Origin of the sequence: Amycolatopsis sp. A133 (assembly GCF_031082405.1) — a bacterium.
Lineage (GTDB): Bacteria > Actinomycetota > Actinomycetes > Mycobacteriales > Pseudonocardiaceae > Amycolatopsis.
This window is the reverse complement of the sequence record NZ_JAVHJU010000004.1, coordinates 455120-472543: the sequence shown is the minus strand read 5'-3', so window position 1 is coordinate 472543 and position 17424 is coordinate 455120. Positions and strand designations below refer to the sequence as shown.

At 71.9% G+C, this 17424-nt stretch carries 15 protein-coding genes; 12 read left to right on the top strand and 3 right to left on the bottom strand.

Annotated elements, in window-relative coordinates; translation table 11 throughout:
• Positions 1–70: 70 nt before the first annotated feature.
• The 6 genes from Q5425_RS06365 to Q5425_RS06340 all read left to right on the top strand — a co-directional run bounded on the left by Q5425_RS06365 (position 71) and on the right by Q5425_RS06340 (position 8216).
• On the top strand, positions 71–1960 hold the full coding sequence (locus tag Q5425_RS06365; protein ID WP_308671149.1) for an intein-containing Rv2578c family radical SAM protein: 1890 nt from the start codon (positions 71–73) through the stop codon (positions 1958–1960).
• A 152-nt stretch (positions 1961–2112) separates the two neighbouring features.
• Positions 2113–2715 carry an organomercurial lyase gene (gene merB, locus Q5425_RS06360; protein ID WP_308671148.1) on the top strand — a complete coding sequence of 201 codons (603 nt, stop codon included), beginning with the start codon at positions 2113–2115 and terminating at the stop codon, positions 2713–2715.
• Between the two features lie 278 nt (positions 2716–2993).
• On the top strand, positions 2994–4769 hold the full coding sequence (gene aspS / locus Q5425_RS06355; protein ID WP_308671147.1) for an aspartate--tRNA ligase: 1776 nt from the start codon (positions 2994–2996) through the stop codon (positions 4767–4769).
• On the top strand, positions 4769–5716 hold the full coding sequence (locus Q5425_RS06350; RefSeq protein ID WP_308671146.1) for a DUF389 domain-containing protein: 948 nt from the start codon (positions 4769–4771) through the stop codon (positions 5714–5716). Before aspS ends, Q5425_RS06350 begins: the two co-directional genes overlap by 1 nt.
• A 79-nt stretch (positions 5717–5795) precedes the next feature.
• Positions 5796–6977, top strand: coding sequence for a phosphotransferase (locus Q5425_RS06345; protein WP_308671145.1), 1182 nt, complete (start codon positions 5796–5798; stop codon positions 6975–6977).
• Between the two features lie 390 nt (positions 6978–7367).
• A complete protein-coding gene (locus Q5425_RS06340; RefSeq protein WP_308671428.1) occupies positions 7368–8216 on the top strand; it encodes an SGNH/GDSL hydrolase family protein in 849 nt (282 codons plus the stop codon).
• On the opposite strand, the gene Q5425_RS06335 is transcribed toward Q5425_RS06340, so the two are convergent.
• The 3 genes from Q5425_RS06335 to Q5425_RS06325 form a co-directional block, all read right to left on the bottom strand.
• The gene (locus tag Q5425_RS06335) at positions 8188–8916 is read right to left on the bottom strand and encodes a metallophosphoesterase family protein (protein ID WP_308671144.1); all 729 of its coding nucleotides are present in this window, start codon (positions 8914–8916) and stop codon (positions 8188–8190) included. The two genes, Q5425_RS06340 and Q5425_RS06335, sit on opposite strands and share 29 nt — an antisense overlap.
• A gap of 62 nt (positions 8917–8978) precedes the next feature.
• Positions 8979–10187, bottom strand: a complete 1209-nt coding sequence (locus Q5425_RS06330; RefSeq protein ID WP_308671143.1) for a cytochrome P450 — start codon at positions 10185–10187, stop codon at positions 8979–8981.
• A gap of 32 nt (positions 10188–10219) precedes the next feature.
• A complete protein-coding gene (locus tag Q5425_RS06325; RefSeq protein WP_308671142.1) occupies positions 10220–10915 on the bottom strand; it encodes a TetR/AcrR family transcriptional regulator in 696 nt (231 codons plus the stop codon).
• Positions 10916–11056: 141 nt separating this feature from the next.
• On the opposite strand from Q5425_RS06325, the gene Q5425_RS06320 reads away from it, so the two are divergent.
• From Q5425_RS06320 to alaS, 6 genes are all read left to right on the top strand, one after another.
• Positions 11057–12436: a replication-associated recombination protein A gene (locus Q5425_RS06320; RefSeq protein ID WP_308671141.1), complete on the top strand. Its 1380-nt coding sequence runs from the start codon at positions 11057–11059 to the stop codon at positions 12434–12436.
• A gap of 134 nt (positions 12437–12570) precedes the next feature.
• A complete protein-coding gene (locus tag Q5425_RS06315) occupies positions 12571–12948 on the top strand; it encodes a VOC family protein (protein ID WP_308671140.1) in 378 nt (125 codons plus the stop codon).
• Between the two features lie 37 nt (positions 12949–12985).
• The gene (locus tag Q5425_RS06310; protein ID WP_308671139.1) at positions 12986–13831 is read left to right on the top strand and encodes an NAD(P)-dependent oxidoreductase; all 846 of its coding nucleotides are present in this window, start codon (positions 12986–12988) and stop codon (positions 13829–13831) included.
• 168 nt (positions 13832–13999) lie between these two features.
• A complete protein-coding gene (locus Q5425_RS06305) occupies positions 14000–14386 on the top strand; it encodes a DUF948 domain-containing protein (RefSeq protein ID WP_013224580.1) in 387 nt (128 codons plus the stop codon).
• Positions 14383–14688: a hypothetical protein gene (locus tag Q5425_RS06300; protein ID WP_308671138.1), complete on the top strand. Its 306-nt coding sequence runs from the start codon at positions 14383–14385 to the stop codon at positions 14686–14688. The genes Q5425_RS06305 and Q5425_RS06300 overlap by 4 nt, the downstream gene beginning before the upstream one ends.
• A gap of 73 nt (positions 14689–14761) precedes the next feature.
• Positions 14762–17422, top strand: a complete 2661-nt coding sequence (gene alaS / locus Q5425_RS06295; RefSeq protein WP_308671137.1) for an alanine--tRNA ligase — start codon at positions 14762–14764, stop codon at positions 17420–17422.
• Positions 17423–17424: the final 2 nt, after the last annotated feature.

Below are 17424 nucleotides of genomic sequence, written 5' to 3'. Positions count from 1 at the left end.
CCAGCACCACGTGATCCGCTTGTGGTGAACCGGTTTGACACTCGTCTAGAACATATGTTCGACTGACGGCGTGCGATGGGATCGGCAGCGGACAGGGGAGGGTGAACCGGCACTGCCCGGGCTCGAGGGCTTGGTGCGATCGGTGCGGTCACCGGAATTCGACGGCGTCACCTTTCACGAGGTGCACGCCCGGTCGGTGCTGAACAAGGTGCCCGACGGCTCCGGCGTGCCCTTCGGGTGGACGGTCAACCCGTACCGCGGCTGCTCCCACGCCTGCACCTACTGCCTCGAAGGCGGCACCCGGATCCTGCTGGCGGACGGCCGGACGAAGGCGTTGTCGGACCTGCAGGTCGGTGACGAGATCTACGGCACGCGCGGCCACGGCGCGTCCCGGCGGCTGGTGCCCACCCGGGTGCTCGCGCACTGGACCACCCTGCGCGCCGCGTACCGGGTGACCCTCGAAGACGGCACCCGGCTCGTCGCGAGCGGCGATCACCGGTTCCTGACGGCGAGGGGCTGGAAGCACGTCACCGGCAGCAAGTTCGGCGCCGCGCAGCGGCCGCACCTGGAACCCGGCACCGAGCTGATCGGCGTCGGCCGGTTCGAGCCGACCCCCGACGAAACGCTCGGCTACCGGGCCGGCTACCTGTGCGGGATGCTGCGCTCCGGCGGGTTCGCCGCCGAACCGGACGCCGCCACGCGCGCGCTGCGCTACCTGCCGGACTTCGGGGCGTCGGTCGGGTTCCTCAAGGTGCCGCCGGACCCGGACGCGCACTGGCAGCGCGGGTTCCTCGCCGGCGTCTTCGACCTCGCGGGCGGCTACGGCCGCGGTGTCCTCGCGGTCGCGCACGACGAGCCCGAGATCGCCGACGCCTTCACCGCCGCGCTCGCCCGCTTCGGCTTCGCCCACCAGCTCGACGAGGTGCCGAAGTTCCCGACGCGCCAGGAGATCCGGCTGCTCGGCGGTGTCGCCGAGGTGCTGCGGTTCCTGCACGTCAGCAACCCCGCCGTGACGTGGAAGCGGTCCCTCGAAGGCGCGGTGATCGGCGCGAGCCGCCGCCGCGTGGAGGCGATCGAGCCGCTGGGCCTGCAGCTGCCGCTGTTCGACATCACCACCGGCACCGGCGACTTCGTGGCCGACGGCATGGTGTCGCACAACTGCTTCGCCCGGAACACCCACACCTACCTCGACTTCGACGCCGGCCGCGACTTCGACACCCAGGTCGTCGTCAAGGTCAACGCCCCCCAGGTGCTGACCGCGCAGCTGAAGAAGCCGTCGTGGCGGCGCGAGCCCGTCGCGATGGGCACCAACACCGACCCCTACCAGCGCGCCGAGGGCCGCTACCGGCTGATGCCGGGGATCATCACGGCGCTGGCGCGGTCCGGCACGCCGCTGTCGGTGCTGACCAAGGGCACGGTGCTGGCCCGGGACCTGCCGCTGCTGCGGGACGTGGCCCGGGACGTGCCGGTCGGGCTCGCCGTGTCGATCGCGCTGCTCGACGAAGAGCTGCAGCACCGCCTCGAACCCGGCACCCCGAGCCCGCGGGCCCGTCTGGAGCTGGTCCGCAAGGCCCGCGAGGCCGGGCTGCCGTGCTCGGTGCTGGTGGCGCCGGTGCTGCCGTGGCTGACCGACTCCGAGGAGGCGCTGGACGCGCTCTTCACGCAGCTCGCCGACGTCGGCGCGTCGAGCGTCACGGCGTTCGCCCTGCACCTGCGCCCCGGGGCGCGCGAGTGGTTCGGCCGCTGGCTGGCGGGCGCGCACCCGGAGCTCGTCCCGCGGTACCGGGAGCTGTACGCCCGGGGGAGTTACGTGCGGAAGGCGTACCGGGAGGGGCTGGCGGAACGGGTGGGGCCGTTGTTGCGGCGGCACGGCCTGGACACCAAGACCGCGTTCGATTTGCGGGGCCCTTCGCCGTCCGCGCCGGAGGCCGCTCCGGTCGAGCAGCTGCGCCTCCTCTAGTTTCCGGGGTCCTTTGTGGACCAGCTGGGTGAGGCGCTGGTCCGTTCGGGGGCGTTGTCTCCGGCTTGCGGCAAAATGTCCGATCGTGTCGTTGTCGTCGCGTGTCACCGGCGCCTAACGTCGAAGGGATGGAGTGCGGAAGGAGCCGGACGTTGACGACCTCGCAGACCGACCGGGTCGCGGCCGCCCGGCTCGCGTGGGCCGCCTTGAAGCTGACCCGGGCCGGCCGCCACCCGGTCGGCGTCGACCGGCTGGCCGCGACGGTCGGCGTCGCCCCGGCCGAAGCCCGGCGGCTGGTCGACCTGATCGGCTTCACCCTGCACCGCGACCTGGTGTCGACCGGCCCGGCCCCCCGCGGTGCCCACCACCGCCTGCAGCCGGCCGAGGGCACCCTCGGCGCGGGCCCCGACGGCACGGTCGACATGTTCCTGCTGGCCATCGCCACCGGCGAGCGCGTCCACGCGGCGGCGATCTGCCCGGTGACCGGGACGCGCATCCGCATCGAGCTGGTGTCCCACGCGATCCTCCTGGTCGACCCGCCGTCGGCGGTGGTCGCGGCGGTCGACCTCGGGTTCGGGCTGGACGGGGTCGACGGGGTGGCCTGCGCGGGACAGCCGTTCTTCGCCTCCGCCTCCGCGGCGGCGAGCTGGCTGGTGGCGAACCCGGGAGGGCGGATCTACCAGGTCGCGGCTTACCTGGCGCAGGCACACCGGCTGGTCGCGGCGCTCGAGGCCCGGCCCAAGTACGTCCTCTGACCGACTCGAGGGCGCCACTTTCATAGGGAAAGTGGCGGTTCGAGGGGTTGTGGGCCGAGCTTTCGTAGGGAAAGTGGCGGCTGGAGGGGTCGTGGGCGCAACTTTCATAGGGAAAGTGGCGGGTCGTCGCCCACTGCGCGAGGTGAGCCTGGCGACGTCGTAGGCTGTGACACTCGGGGCCTTCGCCCCGAGCCGGGACCCGGACCCCCGAAAGCGGTGGGTGGTTCGTTAGCCTTCTCGGCGGCGAGAACCACCCATGTCGAAGGAGAGCAGTCGCAGTGCTCCGCACTCACCAAGCCGGCACCCTGCGTGCCGGACAGGCCGGACAGACCGTCACCCTCACCGGATGGGTGGCCCGGCGGCGCGATCACGGCGGCGTCATCTTCATCGACCTCCGCGACGCGAGCGGCGTCGCCCAGGTCGTCTTCCGCGAGGGCGAGATGGCCGAGCGCGCCCACGCCCTCCGCTCCGAGTTCTGCGTCAAGATCGTCGGCGAGGTCGCGCAGCGCCCCGAGGGCAACGCCAACGCCGAGATCCCCACCGGTGAGATCGAGGTCCTCGCGACCGAGCTCGACGTGCTGTCCGAGTCCGCGCCGCTGCCGTTCCCGATCGACGACCGCGTCGACGTCGGCGAGGAGATCCGGCTCAAGCACCGCTACCTCGACCTGCGCCGCTCCGGCCCGGCCGCGGCCATGCGCCTGCGCAGCGAGGTCAGCCGCGCCGCGCGCGAGGTGCTGCACGCCCAGGACTTCGTCGAGATCGAGACCCCGACGATGACCCGCTCCACCCCCGAAGGCGCACGCGACTTCCTGGTGCCCGCCCGGCTCAAGCCCGGCTCCTGGTACGCGCTGCCGCAGTCGCCGCAGCTGTTCAAGCAGCTGCTCATGGTCGGCGGCATGGAGCGGTACTACCAGATCGCCCGCTGCTACCGCGACGAAGACTTCCGCGCCGACCGGCAGCCCGAGTTCACCCAGCTCGACATCGAGATGAGCTTCGTCGAGCAGGACGACGTCATCGCGCTCGGCGAGGACATCGTCTCCGCGCTGTGGAAGCTGATCGGGCACGAGATCCCGCGGCCGATCCCGCGCATCACCTACCACGAGGCGATGGCCAAGTACGGCTCGGACAAGCCGGACCTGCGCTTCGACCTCGAGATCACCGACATGACGGAGTTCTTCGCCGACACGCCGTTCCGCGTGTTCCAGGCCCCGTACGTCGGCGCGGTCGTCATGGCCGGCGGAGCGAGCCAGCCGCGCCGCCAGCTCGACGCGTGGCAGGAGTGGGCGAAGCAGCGCGGCGCGCGCGGCCTCGCGTACATCCTCGTCAACGAAGACGGCACCCTCGGCGGCCCGGTCGCCAAGAACCTGTCCGAGACCGAGCGCGAGAACGTCGCCGCGGCGGCGGGCGCGAAGCCGGGCGACTGCATCTTCTTCTCCGCGGGCAAGGCCGCCTCGACGCAGCCGCTGCTCGGCGCCGCGCGCGACGAGATCGGCAAGCGGCTCGGCCTGATCGACGAGAACGCCTGGTCGTTCGTGTGGGTCGTCGACGCGCCGCTGTTCGCGCCGGTCGAGGATATCGGCGACGACGTCGCCGTCGGCTCCGGCAAGTGGACCGCCGTGCACCACGCGTTCACCTCGCCGACCCCGGAGTGGATCGACAAGTTCGAGCAGGACCCGGGCAACGCGCTCGCCTACGCCTACGACATCGTCTGCAACGGCAACGAGATCGGCGGCGGCTCGATCCGTATCCACCGCGGCGACGTCCAGAAGCGCGTCTTCAGCCTGATGGGCCTCGGCGAAGAAGAGGCGCAGGAGAAGTTCGGCTTCCTCCTCGACGCCTTCGCCTTCGGCCCGCCGCCGCACGGCGGCATCGCGTTCGGCTGGGACCGCATCGTCATGCTGCTGGCCAAGGCCGACTCGCTGCGTGACGTGATCGCGTTCCCGAAGACCGGCGGCGGCTACGACCCGCTGACCGCGGCGCCGGCGCCGATCACCGCGCAGCAGCGCAAGGAAGCCGGGATCGACGCGAAGCCGGCCACCGCCCCGCAGAACTAGTGCTGCACCTGAGGGCCGTGTGCCCGCCGGCCAAGACCGCCGAGGCCTTGGAAATCCTGCGGACCCACGCCGGCACCGCGCACCTCATCGTGCACCGCGGCGTCGCCGTGGAGCCCGCGGGCGACCTGGTCGAGGCCGATATCGCGCGCGAAGCGACGGACGAGATCGTCGACGCGCTGTGCGCGCTCGGCCTCGACCACACCGGCGGGATCACGCTGGAATCGCTCGACACCGCGCTGTCCGACGCCGCCGACGAGGCGGAGGAAGCGGCGCCGGGCGAAGCGGCCGACGCCGTCGTGTGGGAGGAGCTGGTCGCGCGCACGGGCGAGGAATCCCGGATGAACGTGACGTTCCTGGCGTTCCTCACCATCGCCTGCCTGCTCGCCGCCGTCGGCGTGCTGACGAACTCCGCGGTCACGATCGTCGGCGCGATGGTCGTCGGCCCGGAGTTCGGGCCGCTGGCGGCGCTGGCGGTCGGGCTGGTCCTGCGCCGCTGGGACCTCGTCCGCCGGGCGGGTGCCGCGCTGGGCGTCGGTTTCCCGCTGGCGATGGTCGTGACGCTGGGCGGCGCGCTGCTCGTGCACGCGACCGACGTCTTCGGCGCGGACGCGTTCCGGCTGGACCGGAACCACGAAGTCGACTTCGTCTTCTCCGTCGGGGTGCCGTCCCTGGTCGTCGCGATGCTCGCCGGCGCCGCCGGGATGCTCGCCATGACGTCGGCGAAGTCGGCCGCGCTGGTGGGGGTGTTCATCTCCGTGACCACGGTGCCGGCCGCGGGGTACGCGGTCGTCGCGGCCGTGGCGGGGGAGTGGAACCGGTGCCTGCAGTCGGTCGGGCAGCTGCTGGTCAACCTTCTCGGAATCGTTGCAGCTGCGGCCATTGTGTTGATCGTGCGCCGGAATGGGCAACGTTCACCGGGGGGAATGCGTCCGCTTTCACGCGGGTGACCCGTCTCCGGGCGGGATGCCTCTTCTTGTCCGGATGTCAGTAGTCATGGTTGCTCAGTCACGAGTAGGGTCGGTGACAATGACAGTCGACACCTCCTCCGCCGGCGATGCTGGAGTCGGTGCAGGAGCCGAGCAGCTCGCCATCGCCGCGGCGGTCACGGCGGGCGAGTCCGTTCTTTCACGCAGGTTCGGCAGCGCGATCACCCTGGTCGGGCCCGAGGACCTCGCGGGGAGCGGGCCGGCCACGGTGGTCCGCGCGCGGGTGGTGTCGTCGTTCGCGCTGCCCCGTACCCTGGTCATCAAGCACTACCGGGACCGGCCGGAGTCGGGCGCCGACCCGTTCGCCCAGGAGGCGGTCAGCTACCAGCTGTTCACCGCGCTGGCGGCCGACGAGCGGATGTGCCCGGAGCTGGTGGCCCACGACGGCCGCGACCGCGTGCTCGTGCTGGAGGACCTCGGCCGCACGCCGACGCTGGAGGACAAGCTCTACGCGCGCGACTCCCGCGCGGCCGAGCGCGCCCTGCTGTCCTGGGCGCGGTCGCTGGGCCGGCTGCACGCGAGCACCGCCGGCCGCGAAGCGGATTTCAACGCGCTGCTGCGCCGCCTCGGCGGCCCGGCGAAGAGCGATTCCGGCAGCGTCGACGAGCTCTGCGAGCGGGTGCCGGCCCTGATCCGCAAGCGGCTCGGCATCCCGGTGCCCGGCGAAGTGCGAGCCCAGGTGACGGCGGCCCTCGAGTCGTCGCGCGCGGCGGGCTTCCGCGCGTTCAGCCCGGTCGAGCTGAGCCCGGACAACAACCTCGTCACCGGCCAGGGCGTCCGCTTCCTCGACTTCGAGAACGGCTGCGTCCGGTCGGCCCTGGTCGACGCGGCTCACCTGCGGTTGCCGTTCGCGAGCTGGCCGGACGCGCTGGCGTTGCCGGCCGGCATGAGCGAAGCGATGATCGCGGCGTGGCGCGCGGAGGTGGTGGGGGTGTGGCCGGCGTTCGCCGACGACGACGTCCTCGCGACGCACCTGACTTCGAGTGAGCTGCTGCGGGTGTGGCTGATCACGGGCGAGGAGCTCGGATCGTTGAACCTGTCCCGCCACGCGGCCCCGGTCAGCCGCGAGGCGGCATTCGTGACGTGGTGGCGCGACTTGGCCAAGCACGCCGGATATGTCCGGATGACGGCGGTTTCGGAGTTCGCGGCCCGGGTGGCGGCGGCCCTGGCGGCCCGGCTGGGACCGCACGCCGACCTGGCGTTCTACCCCGCCTTCCGCTGACCCGGCCCGGTTGTCCCCAGGACGGCCGGGTTGGGGATGGTTGGGCGGGATGCCGCTCTTCCCGCGCTTTTCGTCGGCCGGCGCCGATACGCTGGACCCGGGGGGCGCCCCCGGGGAGTGGTCATGACTTCGGCGAACCGCCGGCCGGCCGCGGTGATGGCTTCGCCGGCGCCCTGCGTGGGAATCGCGGGGCCGGCGAAGGCGCGCCTGTCCCGGCTGCCGAATTGGGGGTCGCAAATGAGTCATTGGGGACCTCCGGGGTCGCGGCTGCCGCGCCGGGAGCCGCCGCGAACAGGACACTTCCGGCGCCCGTGAAGTGCGCGTCAAGAATTAGGCCCGGTGTCGCAGGCGCGTTACCTCGTCCTCACCGCGTGTGAGCCTGCGTGGCCGATGGTCGTGGACGTGACCGTGATGAGCGTCGATGTCACCCCCCGTCCCGAACCCATCCGGCCCCGCCCGGCCGCCGTGCCGCCGCTCAAACGGGCTCGCCGGCTGGTCGTCCTCGGGGACTCCACCGCCGTCGGGCTCGGTGATCCGCTGCCGCGGCGCGGCGGCTGGCGGGGGGTCGGTCCGCTGGTCGCCGCCGCGCTCGGGGTCGATGGCAGCGGCTACCTGAACCCCTCCTTCGCCGGGGCGCGGATGCGGTGTGTGCTCACCGACCAAGTCCCCGCGGCCGTGGCGCACCGGGCCGATGTGGCCCTGCTCGTCGCCGGCATGAACGACACCCTCCGGCCGGACTTCGACGCCGCGCGCGTCGCCGCCGACCTCGGTGAGGTGATCCGGCGCCTCGGGGAGACCGGGACCACCGTGCTGCCCGTCCGCTTCCACGACCACAGCCGGGTCTTCCGCCTCCCGGCGTCGCTGAAGCGCGCCCTCGGTGCCCGGGTGGCCGAACTCAACGCCGCCATCGACGAGGTCGTCGCCCGCGAAGGCGTGCCCTGCCTCGACCTCGCCCGGCTGCCCGGCGCCTACGACCTCGCCACCTGGAGCGTCGACCGGCTGCACCCCTCCGAGCTCGGCCACCGGATGCTCGCGAGCGGCTTCACCGGCCTGCTCGCCGAAGCCGGGTTCGCCGTGCCGGAACCGGTCAGCCTCGCCTGCAGCGGGGGCGCCGAGCCGAGCACCGCGGGACACGTGGGCTGGCTGGTGCTCAAGGGAATCCCGTGGCTCTGGCGCCGCGGCCGCGAATTCCTGCCCTACGCCGCCGTCATCATGTGGAACTCGTTCCGCGCCCGCTGAACACCCGCAACGCCTCCACGTCCGACGCCGGGTTGCGGACGAAGAAGTCCGCCCACTCTTCGATGTCCGGGTACGCGCAGTGCTCCGCGAGGAACCGGCACGCCGCTTCGGCGTCGTACTCCGTGCGCCGCAGCTGGACGCCGTCGCCGAGCAACGCCCAGTGCGCACCCCTTGCCCCGTAGGGCATTCCGACACTGCCGGGGTTCACGACCAGCCGCCGGTCCGCGAGCCGGACGAACGGCATGTGCGTGTGCCCCAGCACGACGGTTTCCGCGGTCACGCCGTCGAGGACCTCCGCCCAGCGCTCCGGCGGGCTGTCGACGAGCACGATTTCGGTGTCGTCGCGCGGGGTCGCGTGGCAGAACAGCACCTCGCCCAGCGTCACGGTCAGCGGCAGCGCGTCCAGCACCGGCAGGTCGGCCGGACGCAGCTGCTTCGCCGCCCACGGGAAAATCGGGTCCGGGACGAACGTGCCGCCCGTGCGAGCCGACTCGGCCAGCTCGCGATCGGCGTTGCCGCGCACCCACACCGCGCGCTCGCCCAGCGCCCGCAGCCGCTCGAGGGTTTCGACCGGCATGGGCCCGGCGAGCAGGTCGCCGAGCAGCACGATCCGCTCCGCCGCCCGGACGTCCGGCTCCGCCAGGACCGCCTCCAGCGCCGGGAGCACGCCGTGCACGTCCGCCAGCACCGCTACGTTCACCCGGCCACCATGGGGCACGCCGAGCGCCCCGGGCGAGGGATTTCGCCCAGGGCGCAAGCCGGCTACACCGTCGCCAGCGGCAGTTCCCGCACGCCCGTCATGTTCGGGTTGACCTGGAACTTCGGCGGCTCACCCGGAATCGTGCGCAACACCGGGTAGCGGTCGAACAGGATGTTCAGCGCCACCCGGCCTTCCAGCCGGGCGAGCGGCGCGCCGATGCAGAAGTGGATGCCGCGGCCGAACGCCAGGTGCGGATTTTCCGCCCGCAGCGGGTCGAACGTGCCCGGGGCGCGGAACACCCGCCCGTCGCGGTTGGCCGCCGCGACCCAGAGCAGCAGCATCTGGTCGGCCGGCACGGTGACGCCCCCGACCTCCGCCTCGCGCATGGTCGTGCGGGCCACCGCCGCGAACGGCGTGAGGTAGCGCAGCGACTCCTCGATCACCGGCGGCACGAGCGCCCGGTCCGCGCGCGCCCGCTCGTCCCAGTCCCGGAACGTGTCCAGGCACAGCACCACGTTGCCGAGCAGCATCGTCGTCGTGATGTGGCCGGCCAGCAGCAGGAGGTTCGCGAAGCTGACGACTTCGCCGCGGGACAGCCGTTCGCCGTCCAGCTCGGCCTCGACCAGTTTCGTCAGCAGGTCCTCGCGCGGCCGCTTCCGCCGCTCGTCGACGTGCACGCCGAGGTATTCGGTGAGCGACTTCTGGCCCTCCAGGGACGACCTGATCGCCTGGTCCTGCTTTTCGTCCTTCTTCACCAGCGAAACCTGGTCGGCGGACTCGAACATCTTGTCCACCCAGCCCTTGAACAGGTGCCGGTCGCCGGCCGGGACGCCCAGCAGCTCGGCGATCACGATCACCGGCAGCGGGTAGGCCAGGCTCTCCACCAGCTCCAGCCGGTCGCCGGCGGGGACCGCGTCGAGCAGTTCGCGGGTGATCGCGGCGATCCTCGGCTCGAGATCCGCCACCACCTTCGGCGTGAACGCGCGGCTGACGAGCTTGCGCATCTTGTTGTGCAGCGGCGGGTCCAGCTGCAGGATGCTGCCCGACGACGGGTCGTAGTCGGAGTCGGGCATCAGGTCCTCCGGCACCAGCCGTGTGGTGTCGGACGAGAACGTCGCCGGGTCGCGGAGGATCGCTTCGATCTCCGGGTGCCCGTAGACGTTCCACATCCCCAGTTCCGCGGCGAACTCGACCTGCTTCTCCGGTTGCTTCCCCCGCAGCCAGAACTGGGACTCGTGGAGTCCCCAGGTGTCGGCGAGTGTGGTGGTCATTTTCCGCCCCTTTCCCCGATGTGGCCCCGGGATCAGCCGGAGGCCCTGGTGGGATCGTGTGCGTAGATCCCGTTACGGAAGCCCGAGACGAGCTCCTCGAGCGTCGAACTCAGCTCCGCCGCCACCTCGGCGACCGCGGCGGGATCGGGCTCCCCGGGCGGCTCGAACGCGGTGCGGATCAGGTGGGCGAGGACGTCCGCCTTCTCCTCGACGGGGATGCCCTCGAACTCGTCCGAAATCGTGTCGCCGACGTAGAAGCCGAGCGTCGCGGCGTGCAGCGCGTAGCTCATGTGCGGCATGTCCGCGCGGATCAGCCCGTGCCGCAGCAGCGCGGTCTCGAAGTGCACGCTCAGCTCGTCCTGCTGCTTCTTCAGTGCCAGGTCGCCGAGCGAGCCGAACATCTCCGCGTTGCCGCGCAGCATCGCCATCACCAGCGGGCGGCGGTGGGTGATCAGGAACGAGCACGGGACCATCCGGTGGGGCAGGATCATCGCCGGGTCGGCCTTGATCCTGGTCAGCAGCTCGTCGGTCAGATCGGCCGACTCCCGCATCATCAGCGCCTGGAACAGCAGCTCCTTGGTACGCCAGTGCAGGTAGACGGTGCCCTTGCCGATGCCGACCGCGCGCGCGACGTCGTCGATCGCCACCTTGCGGTAGCCCATGCGCAGCAGCAGCTCGCCCGCCGCGTCCAGGATCCGGTCGGCGCGCTCGCGGTTGGGATGGCTCATGCGTCTCCACCTGTGATTTTGTTGAGCTTTTGACTGGTTGACTGGAATCGCACTTTCGGTCAACCAGTCATTCCGACGGTAGCGCCGCTGCGGGGGCCGGGGCAAGCGGTTCTGCCGGCGGGGTCGGTTAACGTCATGGGCGTGGCACAGGACGAGCTCTTCACCGTGAACGCCGACATCGCGCCTCCGCCGGAGCGCACGACGTCGAACGCGGCCGCGGAACCGCAGGCGGACCCGGCGAGCTCGCCGCTGGCCGTGCGGATGCGGCCGCGCTCGCTCGAAGAGGTCGTCGGCCAGCAGCACCTGCTGCGCGAAGGCGCTCCGCTGCGGCGGCTGGTCGAGGGCGCCGCGCCGGCGTCGGTGCTGCTCTACGGCCCGCCCGGCACGGGCAAGACGACACTGGCCAACCTCGTCTCGATCGCCACCGGCCGCCGGTTCGTCGCGATGTCGGCGCTTTCGGCGGGCGTCAAGGAGGTGCGCGGCGTCATCGAGGAGGCGCGGCGGCGCCGCCAGTACAACGCCGAGAACACCGTGCTGTTCATCGACGAGGTGCACCGGTTCTCCAAGACCCAGCAGGACGCGCTGCTCGGCGCGGTCGAGGACCGCACGGTGCTGCTGGTCGCGGCGACGACCGAGAACCCGTCCTTCTCCGTCGTGTCGCCGCTGCTGTCGCGGTCGCTGGTGCTGCAGCTGCGCCCGCTGACCGACGCCGACATCACGGCGCTGATCGAGCGCGCGCTCGCCGACGAGCGCGGCCTGGGCGGCGAGCTGACGCTGACCGAGGACGCGTGCGCCCACCTCGTCCGGCTCGCGGGCGGGGACGCGCGCCGCGCGCTCACCGCGCTGGAGGCGGCGGCGGACGCGGCGTCGGCCACCGAGGCGAAGACGATCGACCTGGCCACCGTCGAGTCCACAGTGGACAAGGCGGCGGTGCGCTACGACCGCGACGGCGACCAGCACTACGACGTGATCAGCGCGTTCATCAAGTCGATCCGCGGGTCCGATGTGGACGCCGCGCTGCACTACCTGGCCCGGATGATCGAAGCGGGGGAGGATCCGCGGTTCCTGGCGCGGCGGCTGGTCGTGCACGCCAGCGAGGACATCGGGATGGCCGACCCGACGGCGCTGCAGTCGGCGATCGCGGCCGCGCACGCGGTGCAGTTCATCGGCATGCCGGAGGGCCGGCTGGCGCTGGCGCAGGCGACCGTGCACCTGGCGACCGCGCCGAAGTCCAACTCGGTGATCAAGGGCATCGACGCGGCGCTCGCGGACGTCCGGGCGGGGCTGGCGGGCACCGTCCCGCCCCACCTGCGTGACGGGCACTACGCGGGCGCGAAGAAGCTCGGCAACGCGCAGGGCTACCGGTACCCGCACAACGTGCCCGAGGGCGTGCTGGCGCAGCAGTACCCGCCGGACGAGCTGGTCGGCCGGGACTACTACGAGCCGACCCAGCGCGGCGCCGAGCGGACGCTCGCCGACCGCGTCCCCAAGCTGCGCCGGACCATCCGCGGGGAAAAGTGAACCGGGCGGAAGAATCGCCGGTGGGATGATCACCGGCCGGGCCGCCGGGGGCAAGATCATCGGGTTTCGTAAGCTTCGCGGCTTGAGGCGGCCCGCACCAGGGGAGAGCCGCCGCGACCGCAGGAGGCTCAACCGTGCCCGCGACGCTGCAGTGCATCGTCCTGGATTGCCCGGAACCGGTCGTGCTCGCCCGCTTCTACCAGGCGCTGCTCGGTGGCGAGGTGGACCGGCCCGACCCGCGGTGGCGGGTCGACGAGGACTGGTCGACGCTGCACGTGAACGGGATCGTCCTGGGCTTCCAGCGGTCGTACGACCACCGGCCGCCACGCTGGCCGGACCCGGCCTTCCCCCAGCAGTTCCACCTCGACTTCGAGGTCGACGACTTCCGCGAGTCCCACGACGTCGTCCTGCGGCACGGCGGCCGGCTGCTCGACCCCGACCTCGGCGGCCGGGGCTGGCGCGTCTACGCCGATCCGGCAGGTCACCCGTTCTGCCTGCTCGGCGACTACTGAGCGCGCGGGCGCGGCCCGGCTTCGGCACGATGGCGGCATGACTGTCGCGTTTCTCGGAACCGGGATCATGGGCGCCCCGATGGCGGCCAACATCGCCAAGGCGGGCCTCGACGTCCGGGTCTGGAACCGGACCCGGGCCAAGGCCGAACCCCTCGCCGACGTCGCCACGGTGGCCGGTTCGGCGGCTTCGGCGGCCGAAGGCGCGGACATCCTCGTGACGATGCTCGCGGACGGCCCCGCCGTGGCCGAAGCGTTCGAAGCCGCTTCGCCCGCTTCGGGGACATTGTGGCTGCAGATGAGCACGGTCGGCCTCGACTGGACCGACCGGCTGGCCGCGATGGCGGAGAAGGCGGGCGCGGTCTTCGTCGACGCGCCGGTCCTCGGCACCCGGCAGCCCGCGGAACAGGCCCAGCTGCAGGTCCTGGCGTCCGGCCCGGAGGAGGCCCGGCCCAAGGCCACGCCGGTGTTCGACGCGGTCGCCCTCAAGACGCAGTGGCTCGGGCCCGCGGGCAACGGCAGCCGGCTGAAGCTGGTGATGAACGCCTGGGTGCTCGCGCTGACCAACGCCACGGCCGAAAGCCTCGGGCTGGCGCAGTCGCTGGGCCTGGACCCGGCGCTGTTCCTGGAGACGATCAAGGGCGGCGGCCTCGACGTCGGCTACGCGCACGTGAAGGGCGGCGCGATGCTGTCGGGCGAGTACCCGCCGTCGTTCCCGGCGGGCCTGGCGGCGAAGGACGCGCGGCTGGTGGTGGAGGCCGCGGGCGAGGACGTGGACGTGGCGGGCGCCCGTGCGGTCCTTTCGCACCTGGAAGCCGCGGTGGACGCGGGCCACGGCGAGGAAGACATGGCAGCGCTCTACCGCGCGGTCCTGAAGTCCTCCTGACCCCGGTCCCCGAGCCCCCGCTTCGGTCCGGGGCGCGGCCGGCTCGACCGCGGACGCGTCCAGCGCCCGGAGCGACGCGTTTTCCGGGCGCGGCGGGGTGACACGGTCGGGAACCCGGCCAGGCGGTAACCTCAGGCGGCATCCCGACCCCTGAACCGAGGAGGGCCCGTGTCGGCAGGGCAGATCGCCGCGTTGATCGCCGCAGGAGCATTCGTGGTGCTGGTCGTCCTGCTGGCGATCCCGCTGATCAAGCTCGGCAAGACGCTGGACGCGGCCACCGAAGCGATCGAGCGCACCAACAGCAACACCGACCCGCTGCTGATCGGCGCGAACGAGACCATCACGCACGTGAACACCCAGCTCGAGCGGGTGGACGGGATCACCGCGAACGCGCAGGCGGTCACCGGCAACGTCTCGGCGCTGGCGTCCGTGTTCACCGCGACCCTGGGCGGCCCGCTGGTCAAGACCGCGGCGCTGTCCTACGGGCTCAGCAAGGCGATCAAGGCGCGCAAGAAGAAGAGCGCCTTGAAGGCCGCGCGGAAGGCCGGCAAATGAAGCGGCTGTTCTGGCTCGGTGTCGGCGTCGCCGCCGGTGTGGCGCTCTCCCGCAAGGCCACCGAAACGGCTCGTCAGGTCACTCCGGCCGGGTTAGCATCGAACCTGGGGGACGCCGTGCGCGAGCTGGCGGGCGCCGTGGGCTCGTTCGGCGCCGAGGTGCGCGCGGGCATGAGCGAGCGGGAACAGGAGCTGCACGACATGGTCGAGGAGCGGACGGGCGTGACCGCGCCCCGCGCCGAGGGCCGGCACGCCGCTGCGGCCCGGCGCCCGGCCCGGCGAGCTCGCCGGGCGGAGGGCTGATCCGGGCCCGCCCGGAACCCCTCCGCCGTCGCCGCCCGGCCCCGTTCGTCGCCACCAGCACAAGGACTTTCCCGTGGACACACACGAAATCACCGACCGTTTCCTGCGCCATTTCGAGGGCCGGGGTCACACGCGCGTGCCCAGCGCGCCGCTGATCCTCGACGACCCGAACCTGCTGTTCGTCAACGCCGGCATGGTGCAGTTCAAGCCGTACTTCCTCGGTGAGGCGCCGCCGCCGTACCCGCGCGCGACCTCCGTGCAGAAGTGCGTGCGCACGCCGGACATCGACGAGGTGGGCAAGACCACCCGGCACAACACGTTCTTCCAGATGGCCGGCAACTTCTCCTTCGGCGACTACTTCAAGGAAGGCGCCATCGAGGCGGCCTGGGAGCTGATCACCAAGCCCCAGAGCGACGGCGGCTTCGGCCTCGACCCGGACCGCATCTGGGCGACCGTCTACAACGACGACTCCGAAGCGGCCGGGCTGTGGCGCAAGCTCACCGGCCTGCCCGGCGAGCGCATCCAGGCCCGCGACGGCAAGGACAACTACTGGGACATGGGCGTGCCCGGTCCCGGCGGCCCGTGCTCGGAGATCTACTACGACCGCGGCCCGGCGTACGGCCGCGAGGGCGGCCCGGTCGCCGACGAGGACCGCTACATCGAGATCTGGAACCTCGTCTTCATGCAGGACGTCCGCGGCGACCTGAGCCCCAAGCTCGGGCACAAGCCGATCGGCGAGCTGCCGAAGAAGAACATCGACACCGGCATGGGCGTCGAGCGCGTCGCGACGATCCTGCAAGGCGTCGAGAACGTCTACGAGACCGACCTCGTGCGCCCGGTGATCGGCCGCGCCGAGGAGTTCTCGGGCCGCCGCTACGGCAGCAACCACGCCGACGACGTCCGCTTCCGCGTCATCGCCGACCACGCCCGCACCGGCGTCATGCTGATCGGCGACGGCGTGACCCCGGGCAACGACGGCCGCGGCTACGTGCTGCGCCGCCTGCTGCGCCGCATCATCCGCTCCTCGCGCCTGCTGGGCGTGCACGAGCCGGTGCTGCAAGCCTTCGCGAGCGTCGTGCGCGACACGATGGGCCCGACCTACCCCGAGCTGGTCTCCGGGTTCGACCGGATCAACGAGGTCGTCCGGATCGAGGAGGAGGCGTTCCTCTCGACCCTGACCTCCGGTTCGCGCATCTTCGACATGGCGGCCGAGGAGACCAAGCGCGGCGGCGGCGACGTGCTGGCCGGCGACAAGGCGTTCCAGCTGCACGACACCTACGGCTTCCCGATCGACCTCACCCTCGAGATGGCGGCCGAGCAGGGCCTGACCGTCGACGAGGACGGCTTCCGCACGCTCATGAACGAGCAGCGGACCCGCGCGAAGGCGGACGCGGCGGCCCGCAAGACCGGCCACGGCGACCTCTCGGAGTACCGCAAGGTCCTGGAGCAGCACGGCGAGACCGAGTTCCTCGGCTACACCGACCTGCAGGCCGAGGCGAAGGTCGTCGCGCTGCTCGAAGACGGGCAGCCGGTCCGCAGCGTCTCCGCGGGCAAGAAGGCGGAGCTGGTCCTCGACCGGACGCCGTTCTACGCCGAGAGCGGCGGCCAGGTCGCCGACACCGGCGTGCTGCTCGGCGACGGCGTCGAGCTGAAGGTCCTGGACGTCCAGAAGATCGTGCCGGGCCTGTACGTGCACCGCGTCGAGGTCACCGAGGGGGAGGTCGGCCTGGACACGAAGCTGACCGGCTCGGTCGACACGCACCGCCGGCTGTCCATCGAGCGTTCGCACTCGGCGACGCACCTGGTGCACGCGGCCGTCCGCGGCGCCTACGGCAAGCGCGCGGCGCAGGCGGGTTCGCTGAACTCGCCGGGCCGCATGCGGTTCGACTTCACCACCCCCGGCTCGGTGTCTTCCGACGTGCTGACCGAGGTCGAGGAGGAGGTCAACGACTACCTCCAGACCAACGTCGAGGTGCAGAGCTACACCACGACCAAGGACAAGGCCCTCGAGCTGGGCGCGGTCGCGCTGTTCGGCGAGAAGTACGGCAACGACGTCCGCGTGGTCGACATGGGCGACTACTCCCGCGAGCTCTGCGGCGGCACGCACGTCGACCGGATCGGCCAGCTCGGCCTGGTCAAGCTGGTCTCCGACGCCTCCATCGGCTCGGGCGTGCACCGCGTCGAGGCGCTGGTCGGCACGGACGCGCTGAAGTACGTCCGCAAGGAGCAGCTGCTGGTCTCGCAGCTGGCGAACACCTTCAAGGTGCCGTCAGACCAGCTGCCGGGCCGCATCGAAGACGTCCTGACCCGGCTGAAGAACGCCGAGAAGGAGATCACCCAGCTCAAGACCCAGCAGGTGCTGGGTTCGGCGGGGTCCCTCGCGGACAAGGCGGCCGACGTGGGCGGCGTCTCGGTGGTGGCCGAGGTCGTGCCGGACGTCGACGGCAACGGCCTGCGCGCGCTCGCGTCCGACATCCGCGGCCGGCTCGGCTCGCGGCCCGGCGTGGTGGCGCTGTTCTCGCCGGCCGGCGACAAGCTGAGCTTCGTCGTCGCGACGACCAAGGCGGCCCAGGAGAAGGGCATCGCCGCGGGCAAGCTGGTGCCGTCGTTCGCCGGGAAGATCGGCGGCCGGGGCGGCGGCAAGCCCGACATGGCCCAGGGCGGCGGCACGAACCCGGCCGGCGCGGCCGAGGCGGTCACGGCCCTGCGCGCGGCGATTGCCGGCATTGGTTAACC

Bases quoted from the DNA above. Each gene is read 5' to 3' on its own strand.
- Q5425_RS06340 (WP_308671428.1), top strand. From the start codon at position 7,368: ATGGTCGTGGACGTGACCGTGATGAGCGTCGATGTCACCCCCCGTCCC.
- Q5425_RS06300 (WP_308671138.1), top strand. From the start codon at position 14,383: ATGAAGCGGCTGTTCTGGCTCGGTGTCGGCGTCGCCGCCGGTGTGGCG.
- Q5425_RS06330 (WP_308671143.1), bottom strand. From the start codon at position 10,187: ATGACCACCACACTCGCCGACACCTGGGGACTCCACGAGTCCCAGTTC.
- Q5425_RS06325 (WP_308671142.1), bottom strand. From the start codon at position 10,915: ATGAGCCATCCCAACCGCGAGCGCGCCGACCGGATCCTGGACGCGGCG.
- Q5425_RS06345 (WP_308671145.1), top strand. From the start codon at position 5,796: ATGACAGTCGACACCTCCTCCGCCGGCGATGCTGGAGTCGGTGCAGGA.
- Q5425_RS06310 (WP_308671139.1), top strand. From the start codon at position 12,986: ATGACTGTCGCGTTTCTCGGAACCGGGATCATGGGCGCCCCGATGGCG.